Below are 19376 nucleotides of genomic sequence, written 5' to 3' on the forward strand. Positions count from 1 at the left end.
ACATACTCAGGGCTTCTGAAACACGGCAGGCGCGACCTGGCGCATGGTCACGGCCGTGCCGATCATGGATTCGGAATGCCCAAGAATGAGATAACCGCCGGGTCGCAAATGATCGATCAGCCGCAGGATCACCTTGTCCTGGTCGGCCTTCTCGAAATAGATCAGCACATTGCGCAAGAAGATCACGTCGACGTCGCGGTCATAGGGATAGCTGGCATCCATCAGATTGAGCCGGGCGAAGCGCACCAGCCGGCGCAGCTCGGGCACGATACGCACCTCCGGCCGGACGCCCGGCTTGCGCCCATACATCAGATAGCGCTGCTGCTTGAGCTGGGGCACCGGCGCCGCCAGTTCAGTGGGGTAGATCGCCCGCACGGCCTGCTGCAGCACCGAGGTCGAAATATCGGTGCCCAGAATGGCGAAACGGAAATCATGGCGTTGCGCCGCCAGGTCAGCCAGCACCATGGCCAGCGTATAGGCCTCCGCGCCGGTGGAGCTGGCAGCGCTCCAGATCTTGAGCAGCGGCTGGCGCTCGCTGCGGCGCAGGTTGAGCAGCGCCGGCACCAGCTGGCTTTCGAGCAGGTCGAAATGCTCGGCCTCGCGGAAGAAATCGGTTTTGTTGGTGGTCACCGCATCGATCAGATGCGGCAGCTCGGCCGCCAGCCCGTCGCCCTGGAACAGCCGGGCGCTATAGGCGTCGAGCCCCGACAGCCCCAGCGCGCGCACGCGTTTGCGCAGGCGACCTTCCACCATCAGGCGCTTGCCCGGCGGCAATTTGATGCCAACCTGATCGCCGATGAGATCGGCGATCCGCTTGAAATCGCGCGGCGACAAATGGTCGTCATCAATCCCATCGGGACGGGTGACGAACTGGCGTTGGGGTAACGACACGGGGGCAGTCTCCAGCCGAAAAGCGGCACGCGATCGGGGTTGATCGCGTGCCGAAGACTTGATTCAGGCGGCGCGGGTGACCGTCTCGAAGGCGCCGAGCAGGCTTTCCAGATCGAGCACGGTGACAAAACGGCCGTTGCGGCGGCCGATGCCGGCAATGCAGTGCCCCGACCAGGTCCCGCTCACCACCGGCGGCGGATCCAGTTCGGCCTCATCGAGCACACTGACCTCGAACACCCGGTCAGCCCGCAGGCCAAGCCGGAGAGCGCCGTGCTGACCGGCCAGGGTCAGCACGATGATCCGCGTGTTCTCGGTATCGGTCGCCGGCGGCAGGCCGAGCGTCAGGCGCAGATCGAGCACCGGCACGCCCTGCCCGCGCACGTCGATCATGCCGAGCAGGTTGTCCGGGGCCTGGGGCAGCCGGGCGATCGACCGCATGTCCAGGATTTCCTGCACCTTCTCCACCGGGGCCGCGAAGAGTTCCTCCGCGACGCCAAGGGTGACGTATTGCGCCCGTTCGGTCATGACCTGACCTCAGGCTACGGTGCGGCGGCTGAACTCGCCGTCGAGCGCATCATGGCCGTCGTCAAGGTTCAGGTCGAAGCCGCCATTATTGGCCGCTTTGCCCGGCTTGCGCGCTGCGATATGGGGCGCCTTGGCCAGGATCGCCTCACGCATCGCGGCGTTGGACTTCTGCCCCGACTTCACCGACTTGTGGCTGGCGCGCTCGTCGCGACCATCAATGCGGAAGTAGCTGATGGCGGCCTGCAACTGCTCGGCCTGGCTGGCCAGTTCCTCGGAGGTCGCCGACATTTCTTCGGCGGCCGAGGTGTTCTGCTGGGTCACCTTGTCGAGCTGCTGGATGGCGGTGTTGATCTGGGCCGCACCGGCATTCTGCTCGCGGCTACCAGCGGAGATTTCTTCCACCAGTTCGGCCGTGCGCTGGATATCGGGCACCAGCTTGCCGAGCATTTCGCCGGCCGACTGGGCCGCCTTGACCGTGGTGCCGGAGAGCGTCGAGATTTCGGCGGCGGCAGCCTGGCTGCGTTCGGCGAGCTTGCGCACTTCGGAGGCCACGACCGCAAAGCCCCGGCCATGTTCGCCGGCGCGGGCGGCTTCCACCGCCGCGTTGAGGGCGAGCAGATCGGTCTGGCGGGCGATTTCCTGCACCACCATGATCTTTTCGGCGATGGTCTGCATCGCAGCGACGGCATTGTTGACCGCTTCGCCCGAGGCGATGGCATCGGCCGCCGACTGACGGGCGATCTTTTCGGTCTGGCTGGCGTTGTCGGCGCTCTGCTTGATGGTGGCGGCCATTTCTTCCATCGAGGCAGACGCCTCTTCGGTCGAGGAGGCCTGTTCGGTGGCGCCCTGGCTCAGCTGTTCGGCGGTGGCCGACATTTCCTGGCTGCCGGCGGCAACATTGCGGGTCGCGGTGGTCACTTCGCCCACCACTTCGCGCAGCTTGCCGGTCATGGCATTGAGGGCGTCGATCAGATCCTTGACTTCGTCATTGGAATTGACCGATGCGGTCGCACTGAGATTGCCATCGGCAACTTCATTGGCCAGGCGCAGGGCGCTGCTGAGGGCACGGCTGATCGAGAGCACGATCCAGGTTGCGGCAATGGCGGCGACGAGAGCCGAGCCGAGCAGGATGGCGACCAGCAGAATGCGGCTGTTATTGTAGAGATCGGCGGCGTCGGTAACGGCCTGCCGGAACAGATCATTGTTGCGGGCGATCATGCCATGCAGCAAAGCAGTGGCTTCGGTCCGGGTGGCAAAGCTCTCGCTCTGCTTTTCGACGGCCTGCAGATCCGAACGCTGAATGCTGATGTTGACGGCCTTGTCCATCGCCGCGCTCATTTCAGCAAAGCCGGCTGCGGCCGTTGCCACCAGGCCTGCATCAGGTCCGGTAACGATGCGGCTCAGCGCCGGGAACAGCTGGGATGCGGTTTCGAGGCCGGCAACATAGTCGGCATGCCAACGGTCCTGCAGTTCCGGATTGCCGGAGGCCAGCAGCACGTTGCGCTGCTGCCGGAACAGATCGCTCAGGTTGAGGAAGGTCCTTGAGGCGGTCTCGTAGCCGGCAAAAGCGTTGACATCGCCCATCGATGCACGCGCCGACAGCGAGTTCATGAGCGCGGTCATCGCGTCCTCGACCTTGCCCAGGGCCGCGCTGCCTTCGCTGGAGCTGATCTCGAGCGCCCGGACGTCACTGACTTCGGCGGCCAGAGCTTTGATCTCCACGACCTGCGTCCAATAATGCTCGAGCGCGGTGCCGAGCTGGACCAGGTTTTCCCGGTTCTGCGGATCGGCGATACGGGTGTTCAGGTCGGCCTCAAGCGAATTGAGCCGGTCATGCGTCCCATCGATCTGGGTGGCGATCTCGTTGATCGTCTCGATATCATCGAACAGCACGATGGCGTTGACCTGAGAACCCAAATTCTCGAGCAGGGTCTCCATGGAGGCCATCTGCAGCGAGTTGGTCGCCTGCACGTTCACGATGGTGTCGAGGGAGTCGTTGATCTGCCCCAAATTCTGGATGGACAGCGCCATGGCGCCGGCCGACATGGCTACCACCACGGCGAATGTCGCCGCCAGTTTCGTCTTGATAGTCAGTCTCACGATGCAGACCTTTCTTCTGATGCTGCCAAGGGCGCGCTTCTGCTGCCCTGCGTTTCGAAAATTCGCCCCAGATCGGGGATGATGATGAAGCCGCCATTGCGCTTGCCGATGCCGCGAATAAATTCGGGCCGCCAGCGCATGCCGACCTTGGGTGCTTCCTCGATGGAAGCGGCTTCGATATCGGTGACGTCATGGACCTTGTCGGCGAGGATGCCGGCCACAGTGGGCTCGCCATCGATGTCGATTTCCATCACCACGATACGGGTGTCCTCGTCCGGCTCGGGCCGGTCCATGCCGAACATCACGCGCAGATCGGCGAGCGGCACGACGCGGCCGCGCACATTGATCAGCCCGTTGACGAAGGGCGAGGCATTGGGAACTTCGGTGATCGGCACGAGATCGAGAATCTCGCGCACGCTGCCCGCCTCGACGGCGAACAACTCATCCTGCAGGCGCAAGGTCAGCGCCGTCATTGATCCGGTCATGAGGGCGCTCATGCGGCTCTCCCCTGGTCGACATAGCCCTGGCCGAAAGTGACCAGATGAGCGGTGTCGAGAATGAGTGCCACCGTGCCGTCGCCCAGAATGGTCGCGCCGGAGAATGACTTGATCGAGGAATGCAGTTTGCTCAGCTGCTTGATCACCGTCTGGTTGTTGCCGATGATCTGATCGACCACGAGGCCGACCCTTCCTTCGCCCGACGAGACGATCACCACCTTCTGGTGCGGCTCGATGGGCGTTTTGGTGCCGAACACTTCGCGCAGCCGCAGGAACGGTACGAGACTGCCGCGAATATCGAGGAAATTGCGGCCCCGGGCATTGGCTTCGATGCCCTCGGGCAGTTCGACGCATTCCTCGACCGCGGTCAGCGGAATGGTGTAGCGCTCCTTGCCTACCCGCACGAGCATGCCATCGATGATGGCCAGAGTCAGCGGCAGGCGCAGGGTCATGGTCGAGCCCTGCCCCTGGGTGGTGGTGACGTCGATGCTGCCGCGCAGCCCGTCAATGGTGCGCTTGACCACATCCATGCCGACGCCGCGCCCCGACAGCGAGGTGACCTCGCTGGCGGTGGAAAAGCCCGGCGCAAAGATCATCTGCCACAAATCGGCATCGGCGATCTTGGATTCGGGCGTGAGCAGTCCGGCCTCTTCGGCCTTGGCGCGAATGCGAACCGCGTCGAGCCCTGCCCCGTCATCGGTCACCGAAATGGCGACTTCCGCTCCGGCATAAACCGCCGACAGGCGCACCGTCCCCTTGGCCGACTTGCCGGCCTTGAGGCGGCGCTCGGCATCTTCAAGCCCGTGATCGACCGAATTGCGGATCAGGTGGACCAGCGGGTCGGCGAGACGCTCGATCATGGTCTTGTCGAGCTCGGTTTCTTCACCAGTGGTGATGAACTCGATTTCCTTGCCGAGATCGCGCGACAGATCGTGTATCAGCCGGCGGAAGCGGCTGAACAGCGTGCCGATCGGCACCATGCGGATGCCCATAGTGGTGTCGCGCAGGCCCGAACTCAGGCGTTCCAGCTCTTCGGCGATGGTCTTGAGATTGCCGTCGCTGCTCGTCGCCGCGATCTGGGTCAAGCGGGCCTGGGCAATCACCAGCTCGCCGACGCGATCCATCAATTCATCGAGCCGTTCGGCATCGACCCGCATCGAAGCCGACACAATGCGCTCCGGCGTGGGGGCGACGTCCTTGTCGACGCCAGCAATGCGGGCCGGCACGGCCGGCTTGGCCACAACTGGCACGGGCACGGGCGCGGGTGCGATAGTTTCGGGCAGCACCAAAGCCTCGGCCTCGTCCAGCGGCTCGACCGACAATTCCATGCCGTCCTTGAGGAACAGGAAGACATCGTCAATGGCAGCGCGCGGATCGTCGGCCGTCAGGTCGATCTCCCAGCCCAGATAGGGCACTTCGGGATCGATCAGATCGAGCGGCGGAATCGTGTCGGTCAGCGCCAGCACCGTGCAGGGCCCGATGGCCCTAATTTCCTCGAGCAGCAAAAGCGGGTTGGTGCCATAGATCAGCGCATCGCCCGGCAGGCGGAAGCGGATGCGCCAGCGACCGGAGGTGGCTGGGGCGGGCGCCGCCACCTCACCCGGTGCCGCGGCATCGGCAGCCGCGATCACCACATGCAGCGCTTCGAGAATGGCCTCGCCGCCGACATGCGACGCATCGGGCTGTTCGATCAGCTTGTGGATATGGTCCTTGGCGTCGAGCGCCACCGCGATCAGCGCGGGTGTGGCCTTGGTCTGGCCCTTGCGCACCTGGTCGAAGGCGGTCTCGAACTCATGCACGAAGGCGGCGACGGCGGTAAAGCCGAACATGGCGCCGGAGCCCTTGATGGTGTGCAGGGCGCGAAAGGTGGAGTTGATCAAATCGTCATTGGCCGGGTTCTGCTCGAGGTCGAGCAGGCCCAGTTCGAGCTGTTCCAGCAGCTCGCGGGCTTCCTGGCGGAAGGTTTCGGCGGGATCAGGAAAACTCATGCGCCGGTGACCTTCTTGATGACGGCCAGCAGCTGGTCCTGCTTGAACGGCTTGACGATCCAGCCCGTGGCGCCGGCCTCCTTGGCCTGGCGCTTGAGGTCTTCATCGGATTCGGTGGTCAGCAGGATGATGGGCACGCCCTTGCTGGAGGGGTGCTGGCGGTATTTGCGGATGAATTCGATGCCGTTCATCACCGGCATGTTGAGGTCGGTGATGACGGCATGCACCGTCTGGCTGGTGGCCTTGGTATAGCCGTCGGCGCCATTGATGGCCTCGATGACGTCGAGGCCGGCCGCCGACAATGTCATGGCCACCATCTGCCGAATGGATGCAGAATCGTCGATGGTCAGGATGGTCTTGCTCATGCGGGTACGCTCTGCCGTGTTGGTTGAATCCAGAAATCGCCATCTTGCGTCAGCGGGCGGCCAGCGGCATCAAGACAGCCGGTCTCGATCAGCAGCGCGCGCAAGACGCCCGTGGGCGGTGCCGCCAGGGTCAACGACTTGGCGGAAGCCAGCGCCTGTTTGCGGGCAGCCAGCAGCAATTGAATGGTGGTGATATCGGCGCCGGTGATCGCCTCGGTGGCGATGGCGATATTGTCAAAACTGGCGAGCGCCTCGCGCAATATGACTGCGGTATCCTGCGCCACGCGCAGCCCCGCATCGCCGGAGATTTCGATCAGGTGAACACTATCCTTGGTCATGACGCTGACCGGGGCGTGGAGCACAAAACGCAATACATACTTGAACCACCGCACGAAGGGTCGAACGCGGCCGGAAACCAGTAGATTACCAGTTTCTTAAGATACGCAGGAACGACTTCCTTAACTACATTTCACACATCGTACTCCCATCCGATGCAATACAGAGCCTATGTGAAGTTGATTAAGAGCGCCTTACTCGCCTCTACTTTGATCAACCAATTTTCTCTGCAGATATAGAAACAAATATTTCCCGATTGATTCTGAATCATTAGCCTGGATTCAGGCCTCGGGAGGTGTCTCGACTCTGATGTTGCGAGTCCTCGATTCAGCGCCGCGAGTCGGCGGCGAGTCAGCCGGCGCGTAATACTTGCAATAATTCCAAATATTGCTCACCCGACGCCTCGGCGTTCCGGCTCGACATCTTGTGTTCCGCGCGACCGCAGCACAGCCGACTGGCCAAGCCTGTCACCTTTTAAGACCAGTGGCGAAAACAAGGCACCGCCGCAGACGCGGACAGCAGCGCCCAGCCCGACGCGCGGCCTGGTGATCATTGACAATGGCAGAGGAACAGTTGCGTCTAGGCGCTGGCAGCCAGCGGGTCGGCGCCGCTCATGATGGCCTCGATCTCGCTCCAGCTGGCGCAGAAGGCCGCGACACAGGCCGGGTCGAAATGGCTGCCACTGCTGGCGACGATCTCGGCATAGGCCTTTTCAATCGGCCAAGCCGCCTTGTAGGGCCGCTTCGCGCACAAGGCGTCGAACACGTCGGCGATGGCCACGACCCGCGCTTCAATCGGAATATCGGTGCCCGACAGCCGGTCGGGATAGCCGGCCCCGTCCCAGCGCTCATGATGGCTCTGGGCGATCAGCTCGGCGGTGCGGATCAGGTCGGACGAGGCGCCTTCGAGAATGCGGGCGCCGATGGTCACATGCTCGCGCATGATGCTCATTTCATCCGGCGTCAGCTTGCCGGGCTTGCCCAGAATGGCGTCGGCAATGCCGATCTTGCCGATATCGTGCAGCGGCGCCGCCAGATAGATGGTGCGGCAGCGCTCGGGGCTGAGCCCGATGCGGTGAGCGATCAGCTGGCTGATCTGGGCGACACGCGAGACATGCTCGCCGGTGTCGCCGTCGCGATATTCGATGGCGCGGGCCAGCCGCCAGATGATTTCTTCCTCACGCGCCAGCAGATGCGCGGTGGCCAGTTCCACCTCGCGCGCCAGCCAGTTGGCGCGGTCCGCCAACTCGACCTGCGCCGCGCGCAAGGTCAGCAGATTGGCGACGCGCGCCTGCAATTCGGTCGGATCGAACGGCTTGTTGACGAAATCGGTGGCCCCGGCCTGGATCGCCTCGATGCGGGTGTTACGGTCCATATCCGAGGTGACCATGACGATGGGCACCAGCCGATAGGGCTCCCGGGCCCGCAGCGCGCTGGTAAACTGCACGCCGTCCATTTCAGGCATCACGTGATCGACCAGCACCAGATCATATTGCGTGGCTTTGCTGCGCTCCAGCGCCTCGAATGGGTGCAGGCAGCTATCGATGTCTGCATTGGTCGCCGTCTTGACGATCGATCCGATCATGGCAAGGCTCGATCGGCTGTCGTCCACTATAAGCACGCGCATTGTCCGCCCCCGGAAACTGGCGCAAGCATAGAGTCACAGCCGTTATGCGACTCTTAATCGAGCCGCCTTGACGCCTCGGCTGTCCGGACGAAGCGCGCGACCGGCTGCATAAGGCTACCAGGTGCCGACGCTCAAGCAGCCGCCGTCCGTGAGCGCACCCAGTTTTCGCCACATTCGCCGGTTTGAGCGGCAAAATCGCGCCAGCGCTCCACAGACTGCGCAAAAATCGCGGCTTTGTTTCTCTCTACGCAGGAGAGGTTTAGACTAGCGAGCACCCGAAGAGGCCATGGAAGCACAGCCGTAATCATAAATTGGCCGCGTTCTCACATTTAATTCATCTAACGCCAAATCAACCAAACAATTGACAGATACTCCTCATCGACGGAGTGGACACTCCGTCGATATTTGGATGAACAAGTCCATATTTTCGCAAAACTACTAAAGCTTGACCGGCCGCAGAGCAAAACTGCACGGCGCATCTTTCCTCTGTAGACGGATTCCAGCATGGATACTGCAGCCCTTCTGGCCGAACCGAGCTTCCTCAAGGGCGGCATCAGGATCGTCCACTTCATCGGCCTCGCCCTTGGGCTGGGTACCGCCACCTTTCTCGACCTGCTGATGTTGCGCTTCATGGTGTGGGGCAAAATTCGCCCCAGCCATGTCCAGGCCTTCAACTTCGGGACCAAGATCGTGACGGCAGGGCTGGTGATGCTGTGGATTAGCGGCCTCGGATTTCTCGGCTATTACGGTCTGTTCGAACCAGACAAGCTGGCCAATCCCAAGATCTGGGCCAAGGTCAGCGTGGTTGGCGTGCTGACGGCGAACGCCGTCTACCTGCACAAAGTGGTGCTGCCCATGGTTGAGCGGCAGGTATCCCGCCCCCTGTTCGCCGGGCTAAGCACGCAGCAACGCCTGTTAATGGTGGTGGGCGGCGCCACTTCGGCTACCTGCTGGTATGTGCCGGTTGCCCTGGGCGCCATACCGCAATTTAACAATTCGATCCCGGCCAACCAGCTCTGGGCCAGTTTTTGCGTGCTGTTGCTGGTGACCAATGCCGTTGCTATCGCTGGACTGTTCACCGGCCAGCTGGTTTCGAACCGGCGTCGGCCCGCCGACCTGGGCGGCCTCATGGCCGATGAGTTTCGGTAAAGGCAGCATCTGCCTGCCCCTCGTCCCCGCTTGACGCCTCGCGCAAATTCCCGCATCTATCGGCGCGCCGCGGGTGTAGCTCAATGGTAGAGCAGAAGCTTCCCAAGCTTACGACGAGGGTTCGATTCCCTTCACCCGCTCCAATCCCCAAAATCGCGACTAAATACCCGCTTGAATGGCCTCCTTGGCGCCATCAAACCGGATCTGATGGGTTGGTCCCTGGGCAGCATCGGGGCTGGTGGAAATCGCGAAGTTCAGCACTTCATGATCGCCGATGGTCTCGGCTGTCAGCTCAACCCCATGCAGGCCAAAGGCGGTGGCGCAGGAGGCTTGCGTGACGTCAAGCGGCGCGGCATCGAAACCAAATGTCAGGGTAAAGGGCGCAGCGCACTCGATCAGCAGCGCCCGACCGCTTGGCATGGCGCGGAACGGGCTGGCCTCGCGCCAATGCCAGCGCGCCGCAGCCGGAATGCGCGCGCCATAGCGGCTTTCGACCACGTCCAACAGCTCGACTGGCCGGCCATTGGCCTGCGCGGCCAATAGCTTGATGAACTCGGCATGCGCCCATACCAGCGGCATGGCACTGCCCGAAGGGCGGCCCGGTTGCAGGCCGGCGCTGGAGATCGGATCGCTGTCCCAAATCTGCTCGGGGATCAGCCCACCCGGCCCGCACATCCGCGCCATGGCGCCGAGATAGGGCTTGGCATCCTCGCCCGCCACCACGGCATAATGGCCGCGCTCGCCGGTGAGCAGCGGCCACAGTCGGCCAATGCCCGTGCCATCGAACGGGGTGCCATCGGCATGCTCGCCATAGCCATCGCCATTGTAGCGATAATAGGAGGGCCCGCTCGGGGTCTCGCGGCGCAGCACCGTCTCGACCAGTTTGAGCGTATCGAGAATGCGCTTGTCGTCGGGTGCGCGCAGGCCGGCACGCACTAGATAGAGGAATTCGAGGCCAACCAGTTCGCTGGCGGCAATACTGCCCTGGGCGACGTTGCGCACATCGATCTTGCCGCGCATCCCGCCCTCGGACGCACGCGGTCCCAGTCGCACATAATGGCCGGCAATGCCGTGTTCGGCGGCGAGCGGCCCATCGCTGACATAGGTCCAGCCCTCGATGCGCTCATTCCAGCAATCGGCCAGCCCCAGCACATAGGCGCGCTCGGCAGCGCCCAGCAGATCGGCGGCGGCGACCAGCGCACAAATGACCACGCTGAGGGTGAACGGGCTGGCGCCGGCATTTTCCTCCCAGCGATCCTGATCGCTCATCGGCCCGTTGCGCACGATAAAGCCGATGGCGTTTTCGATCATGGTTTCCACAGGGCGCGCGGTGGTCAGCCGCCCCACGGCCCGCAGCTTGGCCGCCAGCAACACCGGCAACGCCACCTCATCGAGCTGGCTGCCGGTCCAGTAGCCGCGGCCATCGGGAAAATAATTCTGCAGCCAGCTGCCGTCTTCGGACTGGGTGCCGATCAGATAGGCCAGGATGCGCGAGGCGTCGACAATCTGACCGATAGCGATGAGGGCGAAGGCTGCCTCCACCGCGTCACGCGTCCACACCAGATGATAGCCCCCCAGATCGTCATGGCTGCTGCCCCAGGGCACGCTGAGGCTGGCCACCACCGCCCCAGCATAGGTGCGGTCCTCATGCATTTTGAGCACCGCCGCCGACAGTTCCGCCGCATGCTTCAGCTCGGCTGAGCTATAGGGGATGTCGAGCGTCTTGCTCCAATCCTCCCACTGGTCGGTGAAAATCCGGCGCGTCTCGTCATAATCATCGGCGAGGCTCGACCGCGCCAGCGTGCGCGCGCCATCCAGGGTTTCGGCAAAGCTCAGTGCCAAAGTGCCGCTATTGGCTGCCAGCTCGCCCAGCAGCGCCACATTGCCATCGCCCGCCAGCGGATAGGTCCAGGTCATGGCGCCATTTTTGGAAAAATCCTGCCAGCCATCGGAAAAGCCGACATAGCCGGCGCTGCTCCGGGAAAACCCGGCATCGCTGCGCAGGCAGAGGGCGACACCGCCATTCTGGGCGCTGAGATCGGCGGCGGCCCAGGCACTATTGCCATGCCGGTCGCCATCCAGATGCGGCGACAGCAGCACGTAAAGCCTGAGCGCCTCGCCATCGAGCCGGTAACGGATCAACAGCGTATCGCGCAGCGGATGGGTCAGGCATTCCAGCTCCAGCCGATAGCCGTCCCCCTCATGCACAAATTGCGGCAAGGGCACCGAGCCGCGCGGGGTGGTGATCGTGTAGTGCCGCGCCCGCTTCACCTCGGTCCAGCCGTTCGGCCCGGCGATGATAAAGCCCAGATCGCGAATCTGCGGCTGGCCGGTCGAGGGCCAATAGACCTCGTTGACGATGCCATAGCCGAACGTGGCCCAGAGCCGGCTGGAGCCCAGCGCGGTGCTGACCATATCCTTGGCGCTGGAGCACCAGGTCGGATCAATGCCGGGTTTTCCCGGCGCCTCCTCGCTCATTGCCTGTCCTTGTGGTTCAGCCGCCATGGGCGAAATCGGCAAAGTCGGTCATGCCGCCATCGACGAACAGCGTGGTGCCGGTGATGTAACTGGCCAGGTCGGAGGCCAGCACCGCGACCATGCGGCCAATTTCGGCGCGCTCGCCCATGCGCCCCAGCGGAATTTTGCGCTCCAGATCGGCAAGGCCCACGGCATCGCCCCAAACGCTCTGATTGATCGCGGTCTTGATGGCGCCCGGGGCCAGCGCCAGCACCCTGACCCCGTGCGGCGCCGCTTCCTGCGCCAGGGTTTTGCTCAACATCGACACCGCCGCCTTCGACGCGGTGTAGGCGCTATAGCCGCTCCAGGGGATGACCTCATGCACCGAGGAGATATTGATGATGACGCCGGTCCGCTGCGGCACCATCAGGGCCAGGGCCTGACGGCAGCAATAGAAGGTGCCGAACAGATTGACGTCCAGCACCTGCCGCCACTCGTCCAGCGGCACGATCCAGCCGGGACCGGGTCGGCCGTCGATACCGGCATTGTTGACCAGAATGTCGATGCCGCCCCAGGCATTGGTCAGGCTGGCAAACATCGCCTCGACCTGCTTGGCATCCGCCACATCGGCCTGCAGCGTCAGCGCCCGGCGACCCGTGGCGGTGATCTCGGCGGCCAGCGCTTCGGCAGCAGCCGCCGAGCCGCGATAATTGATGGCCACATCAGCGCCAGCCGCTGCCAGTGTCTGCGCCACCACCGCGCCAATGCCGGAACTGGCGCCGGTCACCAGCGCCCGCTTGCCACTAAGATCAATGCTGAGCATGGGCAATTCCCCCGTCCTTTGGCAAGGGGAACCGGGGGCAGCAATATCGGTTCCGACACCAAATGGTGATGCGGGCATTGCCGAGGTTACGCGGTGGGCGTGACCTCGGTGATGACCCAGCGCCAGACCAGCTTGCCGTCGCCCTCATCCAGCGAACGGCAGGTGCCATGCACGTGGAATTGCTGCTGCCGCAGCGTGATGCGCAGGCGGGTGTTGCCGGCGCTGGCATAGGCGCGGATTTGCGTGCTGGTGTCGTCCTCATGCCCGAGCAGGCGGACATCGGTTTGCTGCAGGCCATTGGCTTCGGCCCATTGCCCGGCAGCGATCTCGACGCATTGGTCGATTTCGCTCAGATCGGCCGTGCCCTTGAAGTGGGACAGGTGGTTCCGTCCCTCGGACAGGCTGCGCAGGAAGGCGGGAATTTCGGCCGGGCTCAGCCGGCCATAGCGGGCGCGCTGCGGCATGACGATCAGCGACGGGGCGAAGTGGCAGCCGCCGAAATGGGTGGTCTGCACCACGTCAAAGCCATAGTCGCCGGCCTGTTCGCACAGCGCCTTGTAGATGGGAAAGCCATAGCGGGCGCAGCAGGCGTTCACCTTGGCATCGGTGCAACAGAGGATCACCGGACGCGGCAGCTTTGGCCCATCAAGCGGCGTGCCGCTGGCCCAGGCGCGGATCATCGCCGCCGCTTCCTGCTGGCTCGTGGGCTGGGCGGTGCGACTATCGGGAAACGAGATCAGTTCGAGATCGGGCCGCCCATCGCTCTCGATCAGCCCGACATAGCGGTCGGGGCCATAGGATTCATGGATGGCGCGTTGCAGCACCAGTTCCAGATCGGCCGATTCATAGCGCGGCCGCCGCCACTTGCCCTTGGGCCAGCGGACGAACAGATGGCGGGCTGCCATCGCCCCGGTGCCGGCAAGCGGCTCCTGCTGGGCGATGGCATGGTCGGTGCAAAAAGCGCGGGTGACGCTCATTGAATTTTGGGCCCTCAGTTGGCCGCTGGCGCCGGCACACCGTAAATGACGGCGATCTCGTCCAGCAACATATTGGCGCAATAAATCCCGCCGCCGGTGTTCCACACCAGCTCGCTGACGCGCTGCGCCTTGCCTTGCTTGACCGCATCGAGCGCCAGCCACAGCGGGTCGTTGAGCCAGTCATTCAGATTGGCCTTGGTGTCATCGGGGTCGGCATCGTCGGAGAAGTAGAAGATGCGGTCGCCGGCCATGTTGGGAATGCGTTCCTTCTGCACTTCCTCGGCGAATTCATCCTTGTCCTGCGCCGGCGGGCGCTGGAAGCCGATCTTTTCCAGAATGCCGCCGGCAAAAGTGTCCTTGTAGTAGATGCGCGTGCGGCCGGGCGCGAAGCGCACCAGCGACAGCTGCTCGGACAGCGCCGGGCCGATCGACGCGCCGAGCGCCTTGGCGCGGGCGTCGAAATCGGCGAGCGCTTGCTGGCCTTCGGCAGCCTTGCCCACGGTTTCGCTATACAGCGCCAGATTGTCCGGCCAGCTGCCGCTCAGGTCCTCGGCAAACACCGTCGGCGCGATGGCCGAAAGCTGGTCGTAGATCTTTTCCTGGCGCACCTTGTTGCCGATGATCAGATCGGGCTCGAGGCTGGCCAGCACTTCCAGATTGACCGCATATTCGGTGCCCAACGGCACGGTGTCCTTGAGGGCCTCCTCCAGGTGATCATACCAGGGATCGCCATCCCAGCTTTGCACGGCGCCAACCGGCACCACGCCGACATAGAGCAGCGCCTCAGTGCCCTCATTGGTCAGCATGACGACACGCTGGGGAGCGTCAGGCACTTCGGTCACGCCCATGGCATGGGTGATTTCGCGGGCGGCGCTGCCCCCGGCGATGGCAAGCATCAGGGCCGAGCCAAGCAGGGCCGCAGTGGTGAGCGATTTGAACATCGATAGTCTCCGGTCGATTGGCGGTCAGCGGGTCGAGGCCAGCCCGTAAATGGTCTCGATATCGTCGAGCATGACATTGGCGGCGATGATGCCACCGGCGGTGTTCCAGATGGCGTCGGAAACGCCCTGCGCCTTGCCGGCGACGACGACGGGCAGCGCCAGCCACAACGGATCGGCCATCCATTCGGCGGCGGCCGTGTCGGCAGCGCCATCACCGGTTTCGTAGATGAAGTAGAACAGGCGATCGCCCTCGAATTCTGGGATGCGTTCCTTGGTCACTTCGTCGGCGAATTCGTCGCGGTCCTGATTGGCCGGGCGGGCAAAGCCGATCTGGCTGAGGACGTTGCCGGCAAAAGTGTCCTTGAGATAGATGCGGGTGCGGCCGGCCATGAAGCGGACCAGCGAGATTTCCTCGGCCTTGGCGTCGCCCAAAGCGGCGCTGATGGCGGCAATGCGCGCATCATAGGTGGCAAAGGCCGCTTCAGCCTCGGCCGTCTTGCCCACGGCTTCGGCATAAAGCGCCATGTTGATCTTCCAGTCGCCGCGCAGGCGCTCGGAAATCACCGTCGGGGCAATGGCCGAGAGCTGGCCATAAAGGTTTTCGTGGCGAATTTTGGTGCCGATGATCAAATCGGGCTCCAGCGCCGCCAGCAGCTCCAGATTGACCGCCGATTCCTCGCCCAGCACGGTCACGTCGGCCATGTCGGCGGCGATATGATCATACCAGGGATCGCCCAGCCAGGAGCGCACGGCACCTACCGGGGTAATGCCGACGGCCAGCAGGGCCTCGGTGCCCTCATTGGTCAAAATCACCACGCGCTGCGGCGCATCAGGGACTTCGGTCACACCCATCGAATGGGTGATCTGGCGCGCCATGGCGGCAGGCGACAGCGCCAATGCGACGGCCAGTGTCGCGGCGGTCAGGACAGTCTGAAGTTTGCGCATTGCACACCTAACTTGACAATGAGGATCATGAATGATTTGAGCACTCACCAGAGTTCAACCTGACTGTCAATATCAAGTTTCCGGGGTCATCCTGTCCGCAGCATTTTCATCCCGGCAGCCCATGCCGATGGCCATCATCTATGGCGGCTTGCTGGTCGCCCTCGGCGTCGTCATGCTGGTCAGCATCACCATCGGCTATCGCAGCTATGGGCTCGATCAGGTCTGGAACGCGCTGTTTGCCTATGATGGCTCCGAGACTTCGGTGGTCATCGCCAATCTCCGGCTGCCCCGTGCGCTGATCGCACCGCTGGTCGGCGCCGGCCTCGGCGTGGCTGGGGTGCTAGTGCAGACCCTGTCGCGCAACCGCATCGCCTCGCCCGATACGCTGGGCCTCAATGCCGGGGCCTCGCTCGGCGTGGTCATTGCCAGTGTCGGCTTGGGCATCGGCTCGCTGACCGGGCTGTCGCTGGCAGCGGCGCTGGGGGCGTTGGCCACGAGCCTCCTGGTCTTCGGCATTGCCGCCAGCGCCGGTGGGCTGTCGCCGCTGCGCATCATTCTGGTCGGCGTCACCATTGCCGGGCTTGGCCATTCGCTGGTCGAAGTGGTGCTCACCACCAATGAGGCCCAGCTGCAGCAATTGCTGTTCTGGCTCTCCGGCGCCTTCGTCGATCGCCCCATGGCGCTGGCGCAAACCGGCGCGCCGATCATTGCGCTTGGCGCGGTGCTGGCGCTGCTGCTGGCCCGGCCGCTCGATGCGTTGCAGGCCGATGATTCCACCGCCACCGGGCTGGGCGTGCCGCTGTTTCTAATTCGCGGGCTGAGCTTTGTCGCCGTCTCGCTGCTGACCGGCGCGGCGGTGTCGATGGCCGGACCGGTCGGCTTTGTCGGGCTGGTGGTGCCGCATGCGGCGCGTTGGCTGGTCGGGCTGCGCCATAGCCGGCTGATCCCGGCGGCGGCGCTGATCGGCGCCATCTATGCCACGCTGGCCGATGTGGTGGCGCGCTTTGTGGTTTACCCCACCGAAGCCCCGGTCGGCGCCATCACTGCGGTGGTCGGTGGCGTGGTGCTGCTGGTCCTGCTCAAGCGGAGAGCGGCATGAACGACTTCTCTTTCACCGCCAGTCGCAACCGCGCCCCGCTGGTGCTGAGCCTGATCGGCGTGGTCTTCGCGCTGCTGGCGCTGAGCGGGGTCGCCTTCGGCTCGACCTGGATTCCGTTCGACCAGATCGTCAGCGTCATCCTCGGCGCGGGCGAAAAGACCCAGAACATCATCGTGCTGCAATTGCGCCTGCCGCGCGTCGTCATCGCCATTCTGGCCGGTGGTGGCATGGCCGTGGCCGGGTTCCTGCTGCAAAAGGTCACCCGCAATTCGCTGGCCTCGCCGGGCGTGTTGGGGGTGATCGACGGCGCCGCTTTGGGCGTGGTGATTTTCCTCGCCGCTTTGTCCAACGAATCCAATGCGCTGGTCACCTCCATTGCCTATCAGCCGGTCGCTGCGGTGCTGGGCGCGCTGGCAGCAATCGCCCTCGTCTTCATCCTCTCCGGCCGCCAGGCGTCCTCCGCCATTCGCCTGCTGTTGTTCGGCATTGCCGTTGCCGCCGTGGCCAAGGCGCTGACCATCATCCTGATGCTGATCGGCCCGATCTATCGCACCACCCAGGCGGCGCGCTGGCTGGCCGGCGCGGTCAATGAGGTGAACTGGAGCGAAATCCAGATCACCGCCATCGCCATGCTGCCGATCCTCATTCTGGTGCTGCTGGCCGCCCGCCGCCTGCCCCCGGCCGATCTCGATGAAGTCTCGGCCCGCGGCGTCGGCCTCAATCTGCCGGTGTTCCGCATCTGGATCTTTGCCCTGGCGGCGGCGCTGACGGCGCTGGCCGTGGCGTTTGTCGGCGGCGTCGGCTTTATCGGGTTGATGGCGCCGCATCTGGCGCGGCTGCTGGTGGGGCGCAATGTCTATGTCGGCATCATCGCCAGTTTCCTGCTCGGCGCGATTTTCCTCGTCGGTGCCGATCTGATCGTGCGCGTGCTGTTCGCCCCCGTCGAAGTGCCCGCCGGCACGGTCACGGCGATTATCGGCGCGCCGTATTTCCTCTTCCTGCTGATGGGCAAGCAACGCCATGACGGATAATCACCGCATCGAGATCCGCGATCTCAGCCTGAGCTATGGCAAGGCCAGCGTGCTGCAATCGCTGACGCTGCCCATCGAGCGCGGCAAGATCACCGTGCTGGCCGGGCCGAATGGCTGCGGCAAATCCACTTTGCTGCGCGCCATCCGCCGCCTGCACAAGCCGGCCAGTGGGCAGATTTTTCTCGAAGAGGTCGATATCACCCGCCTCAACGACAAGGCGCTGGCCCGCCAGATTGGCCTGTTGGCGCAGAGCCCCTCGGCGCCCGAGGACATGACGGTGGAAGAGCTGGTCCGCCTCGGCCGTTACCCGCATCAAACCATGTTCCAGCCCTGGAGCCCCAATGACGCCACGGCGCTCGAACAGGCCATGGCCGGCACCGGCGTCGCCGCATTGCGCCAGCGCCGGCTGGGCTCGCTATCGGGCGGGCAGTTGCAGCGCGTCTGGATCGCCATGGTGCTGGCGCAGGAGACCGACGTGGTCTGCCTCGACGAGCCGGTCAATCACCTGGATATGGCCCATCAGCTCGATTGCCTCGATCTGGTGCAACAGCTCAAAAACGTGTTTGGCCGCACCGTCATCCTGGTGCTGCATGATCTCAACCTGGCGGCGCGCTATGCCGATCATCTGGTGTTTTTGCGCGATGGCGTCATCGCCGCCGCCGGCTCGCCCGAGCAGCTGATGACCGAAGAAACCATCGCTGCCGTGTTCGACGTGCGGGCGCAGATCATCGTCGACCCGGCGCATAATCGCCCGCTCTGCATCCCGCTCAGCACGGTGCGCAACGGCTGATTGCGGCCTAATCCAGCGCCGCCATGACACAGCGCTGGTCCAGATCAATCACCCGGTTCACCGCCGCCATCGCCGCCGCGCCATCGGCCTCGCCAACGGCGGTCACCAGCGTGGTCAACGCGCCATGCGTCGCCGCCAGATAGGCATCGGCACTGCTGGCAGCGCATTGCTTGAGCGCCAGTGCCAGCGTCAGTTCGACAATTCCGACCACCGAACGCAGCAGCGCATTGCCCGAGGTTTCGGCCAGCGTGCGGTGGATTTCCAGCGCGGCGATGCCGTGGTTTTCCAGATCCCCATTGGCGGCTTCCATCTGGTGCAGCCAGTATTTCATCACGCGGATATTCTCGGCAGTGCGGCGCTCGGCGGCCAAGGCGGCGGTGCGGGTTTCCAGCGCCCGACGGGTATCGAACAGGCTTTCGTAAAACCGCCGGTCCGGCTTGGCGTAAAAATGCCAGGACAGCACCTGCGGATCGAAAAAGCTCCAGCGGCTGGTCGGCGAGACGCGGGTGCCCACCTTGGGCCGCGCCTCGACCAGGCCCTTGGCTTCGAGCGTCTTCAGCGCCTCGCGCAGCACCGTGCGCGACACGCCATAGGTCTCCATCATCACCACATCGCTCGCCAGGATCGAACCGACCGGAAATCTGCCGGTGACGATGCCATGGCCGATTTCGTTGATGACGAAGGTGTGGAAATTCCGTGCAGCGGGTCGCCCGGATAGCGAGCGAATAAGGCTGCCTGCTTCGATCATGCTAGAACCTGTCGCTATTCAGCTCAGGATGAGCCGAAAATGTCGGGTTTCGAGAACCGGACCGGAGCGTACTTTAGGGTACGTGAGG

The 19376-nt window shown here is 63.8% G+C and carries 18 protein-coding genes and 1 tRNA gene; 5 read left to right on the plus strand and 14 right to left on the minus strand.

The features are described from left to right. Window positions 1-6 precede the first annotated feature (6 nt). The 8 genes from ACX3OW_RS18250 to ACX3OW_RS18285 form a co-directional block, all read right to left on the minus strand. Window positions 7-891 carry a CheR family methyltransferase gene (locus ACX3OW_RS18250; protein WP_459097229.1) on the minus strand — a complete coding sequence of 295 codons (885 nt, stop codon included), beginning with the start codon at window positions 889-891 and terminating at the stop codon, window positions 7-9. 63 nt (window positions 892-954) lie between these two features. Then, the gene (locus tag ACX3OW_RS18255; RefSeq protein WP_459097230.1) at window positions 955-1416 is read right to left on the minus strand and encodes a chemotaxis protein CheW; all 462 of its coding nucleotides are present in this window, start codon (window positions 1414-1416) and stop codon (window positions 955-957) included. A gap of 9 nt (window positions 1417-1425) precedes the next feature. Further along, entirely contained in the window at window positions 1426-3516 is a 2091-nt protein-coding gene (locus ACX3OW_RS18260; protein ID WP_459097231.1) for a methyl-accepting chemotaxis protein, read from the minus strand. Beyond that, window positions 3513-4013, minus strand: coding sequence for a chemotaxis protein CheW (locus ACX3OW_RS18265; RefSeq protein WP_459097232.1), 501 nt, complete (start codon window positions 4011-4013; stop codon window positions 3513-3515). The genes ACX3OW_RS18260 and ACX3OW_RS18265 overlap by 4 nt, the downstream gene beginning before the upstream one ends. Then, window positions 4010-6001, minus strand: coding sequence for a chemotaxis protein CheA (locus ACX3OW_RS18270; RefSeq protein ID WP_459097233.1), 1992 nt, complete (start codon window positions 5999-6001; stop codon window positions 4010-4012). Before ACX3OW_RS18270 ends, ACX3OW_RS18265 begins: the two co-directional genes overlap by 4 nt. Next, window positions 5998-6366 carry a response regulator gene (locus ACX3OW_RS18275; RefSeq protein ID WP_459097234.1) on the minus strand — a complete coding sequence of 123 codons (369 nt, stop codon included), beginning with the start codon at window positions 6364-6366 and terminating at the stop codon, window positions 5998-6000. The genes ACX3OW_RS18270 and ACX3OW_RS18275 overlap by 4 nt, the downstream gene beginning before the upstream one ends. Further along, entirely contained in the window at window positions 6363-6704 is a 342-nt protein-coding gene (locus tag ACX3OW_RS18280; protein ID WP_459097235.1) for an STAS domain-containing protein, read from the minus strand. Before ACX3OW_RS18280 ends, ACX3OW_RS18275 begins: the two co-directional genes overlap by 4 nt. A 577-nt stretch (window positions 6705-7281) precedes the next feature. Beyond that, window positions 7282-8328, minus strand: coding sequence for an HD domain-containing phosphohydrolase (locus tag ACX3OW_RS18285; RefSeq protein ID WP_459097236.1), 1047 nt, complete (start codon window positions 8326-8328; stop codon window positions 7282-7284). A gap of 504 nt (window positions 8329-8832) precedes the next feature. Here ACX3OW_RS18285 and ACX3OW_RS18290 point away from each other — a divergent pair. Both ACX3OW_RS18290 and ACX3OW_RS18295 read left to right on the plus strand, forming a co-directional pair. Then, window positions 8833-9477, plus strand: coding sequence for a hypothetical protein (locus ACX3OW_RS18290; RefSeq protein ID WP_459097237.1), 645 nt, complete (start codon window positions 8833-8835; stop codon window positions 9475-9477). Between the two features lie 69 nt (window positions 9478-9546). After that, window positions 9547-9620: transfer RNA gene (locus tag ACX3OW_RS18295), tRNA-Gly, on the plus strand. A 16-nt stretch (window positions 9621-9636) separates the two neighbouring features. Here the strand turns inward: ACX3OW_RS18295 and ACX3OW_RS18300 are convergent. The 5 genes from ACX3OW_RS18300 to ACX3OW_RS18320 all read right to left on the minus strand — a co-directional run bounded on the left by ACX3OW_RS18300 (window position 9637) and on the right by ACX3OW_RS18320 (window position 15620). Continuing rightward, window positions 9637-11955, minus strand: a complete 2319-nt coding sequence (locus ACX3OW_RS18300; RefSeq protein WP_459097238.1) for a glycoside hydrolase family 15 protein — start codon at window positions 11953-11955, stop codon at window positions 9637-9639. A gap of 16 nt (window positions 11956-11971) precedes the next feature. Next, on the minus strand, window positions 11972-12757 hold the full coding sequence (locus ACX3OW_RS18305) for a glucose 1-dehydrogenase (protein WP_459097239.1): 786 nt from the start codon (window positions 12755-12757) through the stop codon (window positions 11972-11974). An 86-nt stretch (window positions 12758-12843) separates the two neighbouring features. After that, the gene (locus tag ACX3OW_RS18310; RefSeq protein ID WP_459097240.1) at window positions 12844-13734 is read right to left on the minus strand and encodes a sucrase ferredoxin; all 891 of its coding nucleotides are present in this window, start codon (window positions 13732-13734) and stop codon (window positions 12844-12846) included. Window positions 13735-13748: 14 nt separating this feature from the next. Then, complete coding sequence (locus tag ACX3OW_RS18315) at window positions 13749-14675, minus strand: ABC transporter substrate-binding protein (protein ID WP_459097241.1); 927 nt, start codon at window positions 14673-14675, stop codon at window positions 13749-13751. Window positions 14676-14699: 24 nt separating this feature from the next. Next, entirely contained in the window at window positions 14700-15620 is a 921-nt protein-coding gene (locus ACX3OW_RS18320; RefSeq protein WP_459097242.1) for an ABC transporter substrate-binding protein, read from the minus strand. A 127-nt stretch (window positions 15621-15747) separates the two neighbouring features. Between ACX3OW_RS18320 and ACX3OW_RS18325 the strand changes: the two genes are divergently transcribed. Genes ACX3OW_RS18325 through ACX3OW_RS18335 form a run of 3 tightly spaced genes read left to right on the plus strand, consistent with a single transcriptional unit; the run spans window position 15748 to window position 18540 of the window. Beyond that, on the plus strand, window positions 15748-16719 hold the full coding sequence (locus tag ACX3OW_RS18325; RefSeq protein WP_459097243.1) for a FecCD family ABC transporter permease: 972 nt from the start codon (window positions 15748-15750) through the stop codon (window positions 16717-16719). Continuing rightward, window positions 16716-17750 (plus strand): FecCD family ABC transporter permease, encoded by a 1035-nt coding sequence (locus ACX3OW_RS18330; protein WP_459097244.1) that lies wholly within the window; start codon window positions 16716-16718, stop codon window positions 17748-17750. Before ACX3OW_RS18325 ends, ACX3OW_RS18330 begins: the two co-directional genes overlap by 4 nt. Beyond that, entirely contained in the window at window positions 17740-18540 is an 801-nt protein-coding gene (locus ACX3OW_RS18335) for an ABC transporter ATP-binding protein (protein ID WP_459097245.1), read from the plus strand. Before ACX3OW_RS18330 ends, ACX3OW_RS18335 begins: the two co-directional genes overlap by 11 nt. A 7-nt stretch (window positions 18541-18547) precedes the next feature. Here the strand turns inward: ACX3OW_RS18335 and ACX3OW_RS18340 are convergent, their stop codons facing one another. Next, window positions 18548-19288, minus strand: coding sequence for a FadR/GntR family transcriptional regulator (locus ACX3OW_RS18340; protein WP_459097246.1), 741 nt, complete (start codon window positions 19286-19288; stop codon window positions 18548-18550). Window positions 19289-19376 lie beyond the last annotated feature (88 nt).

Source organism: Devosia sp. A449 (assembly GCF_054489375.1).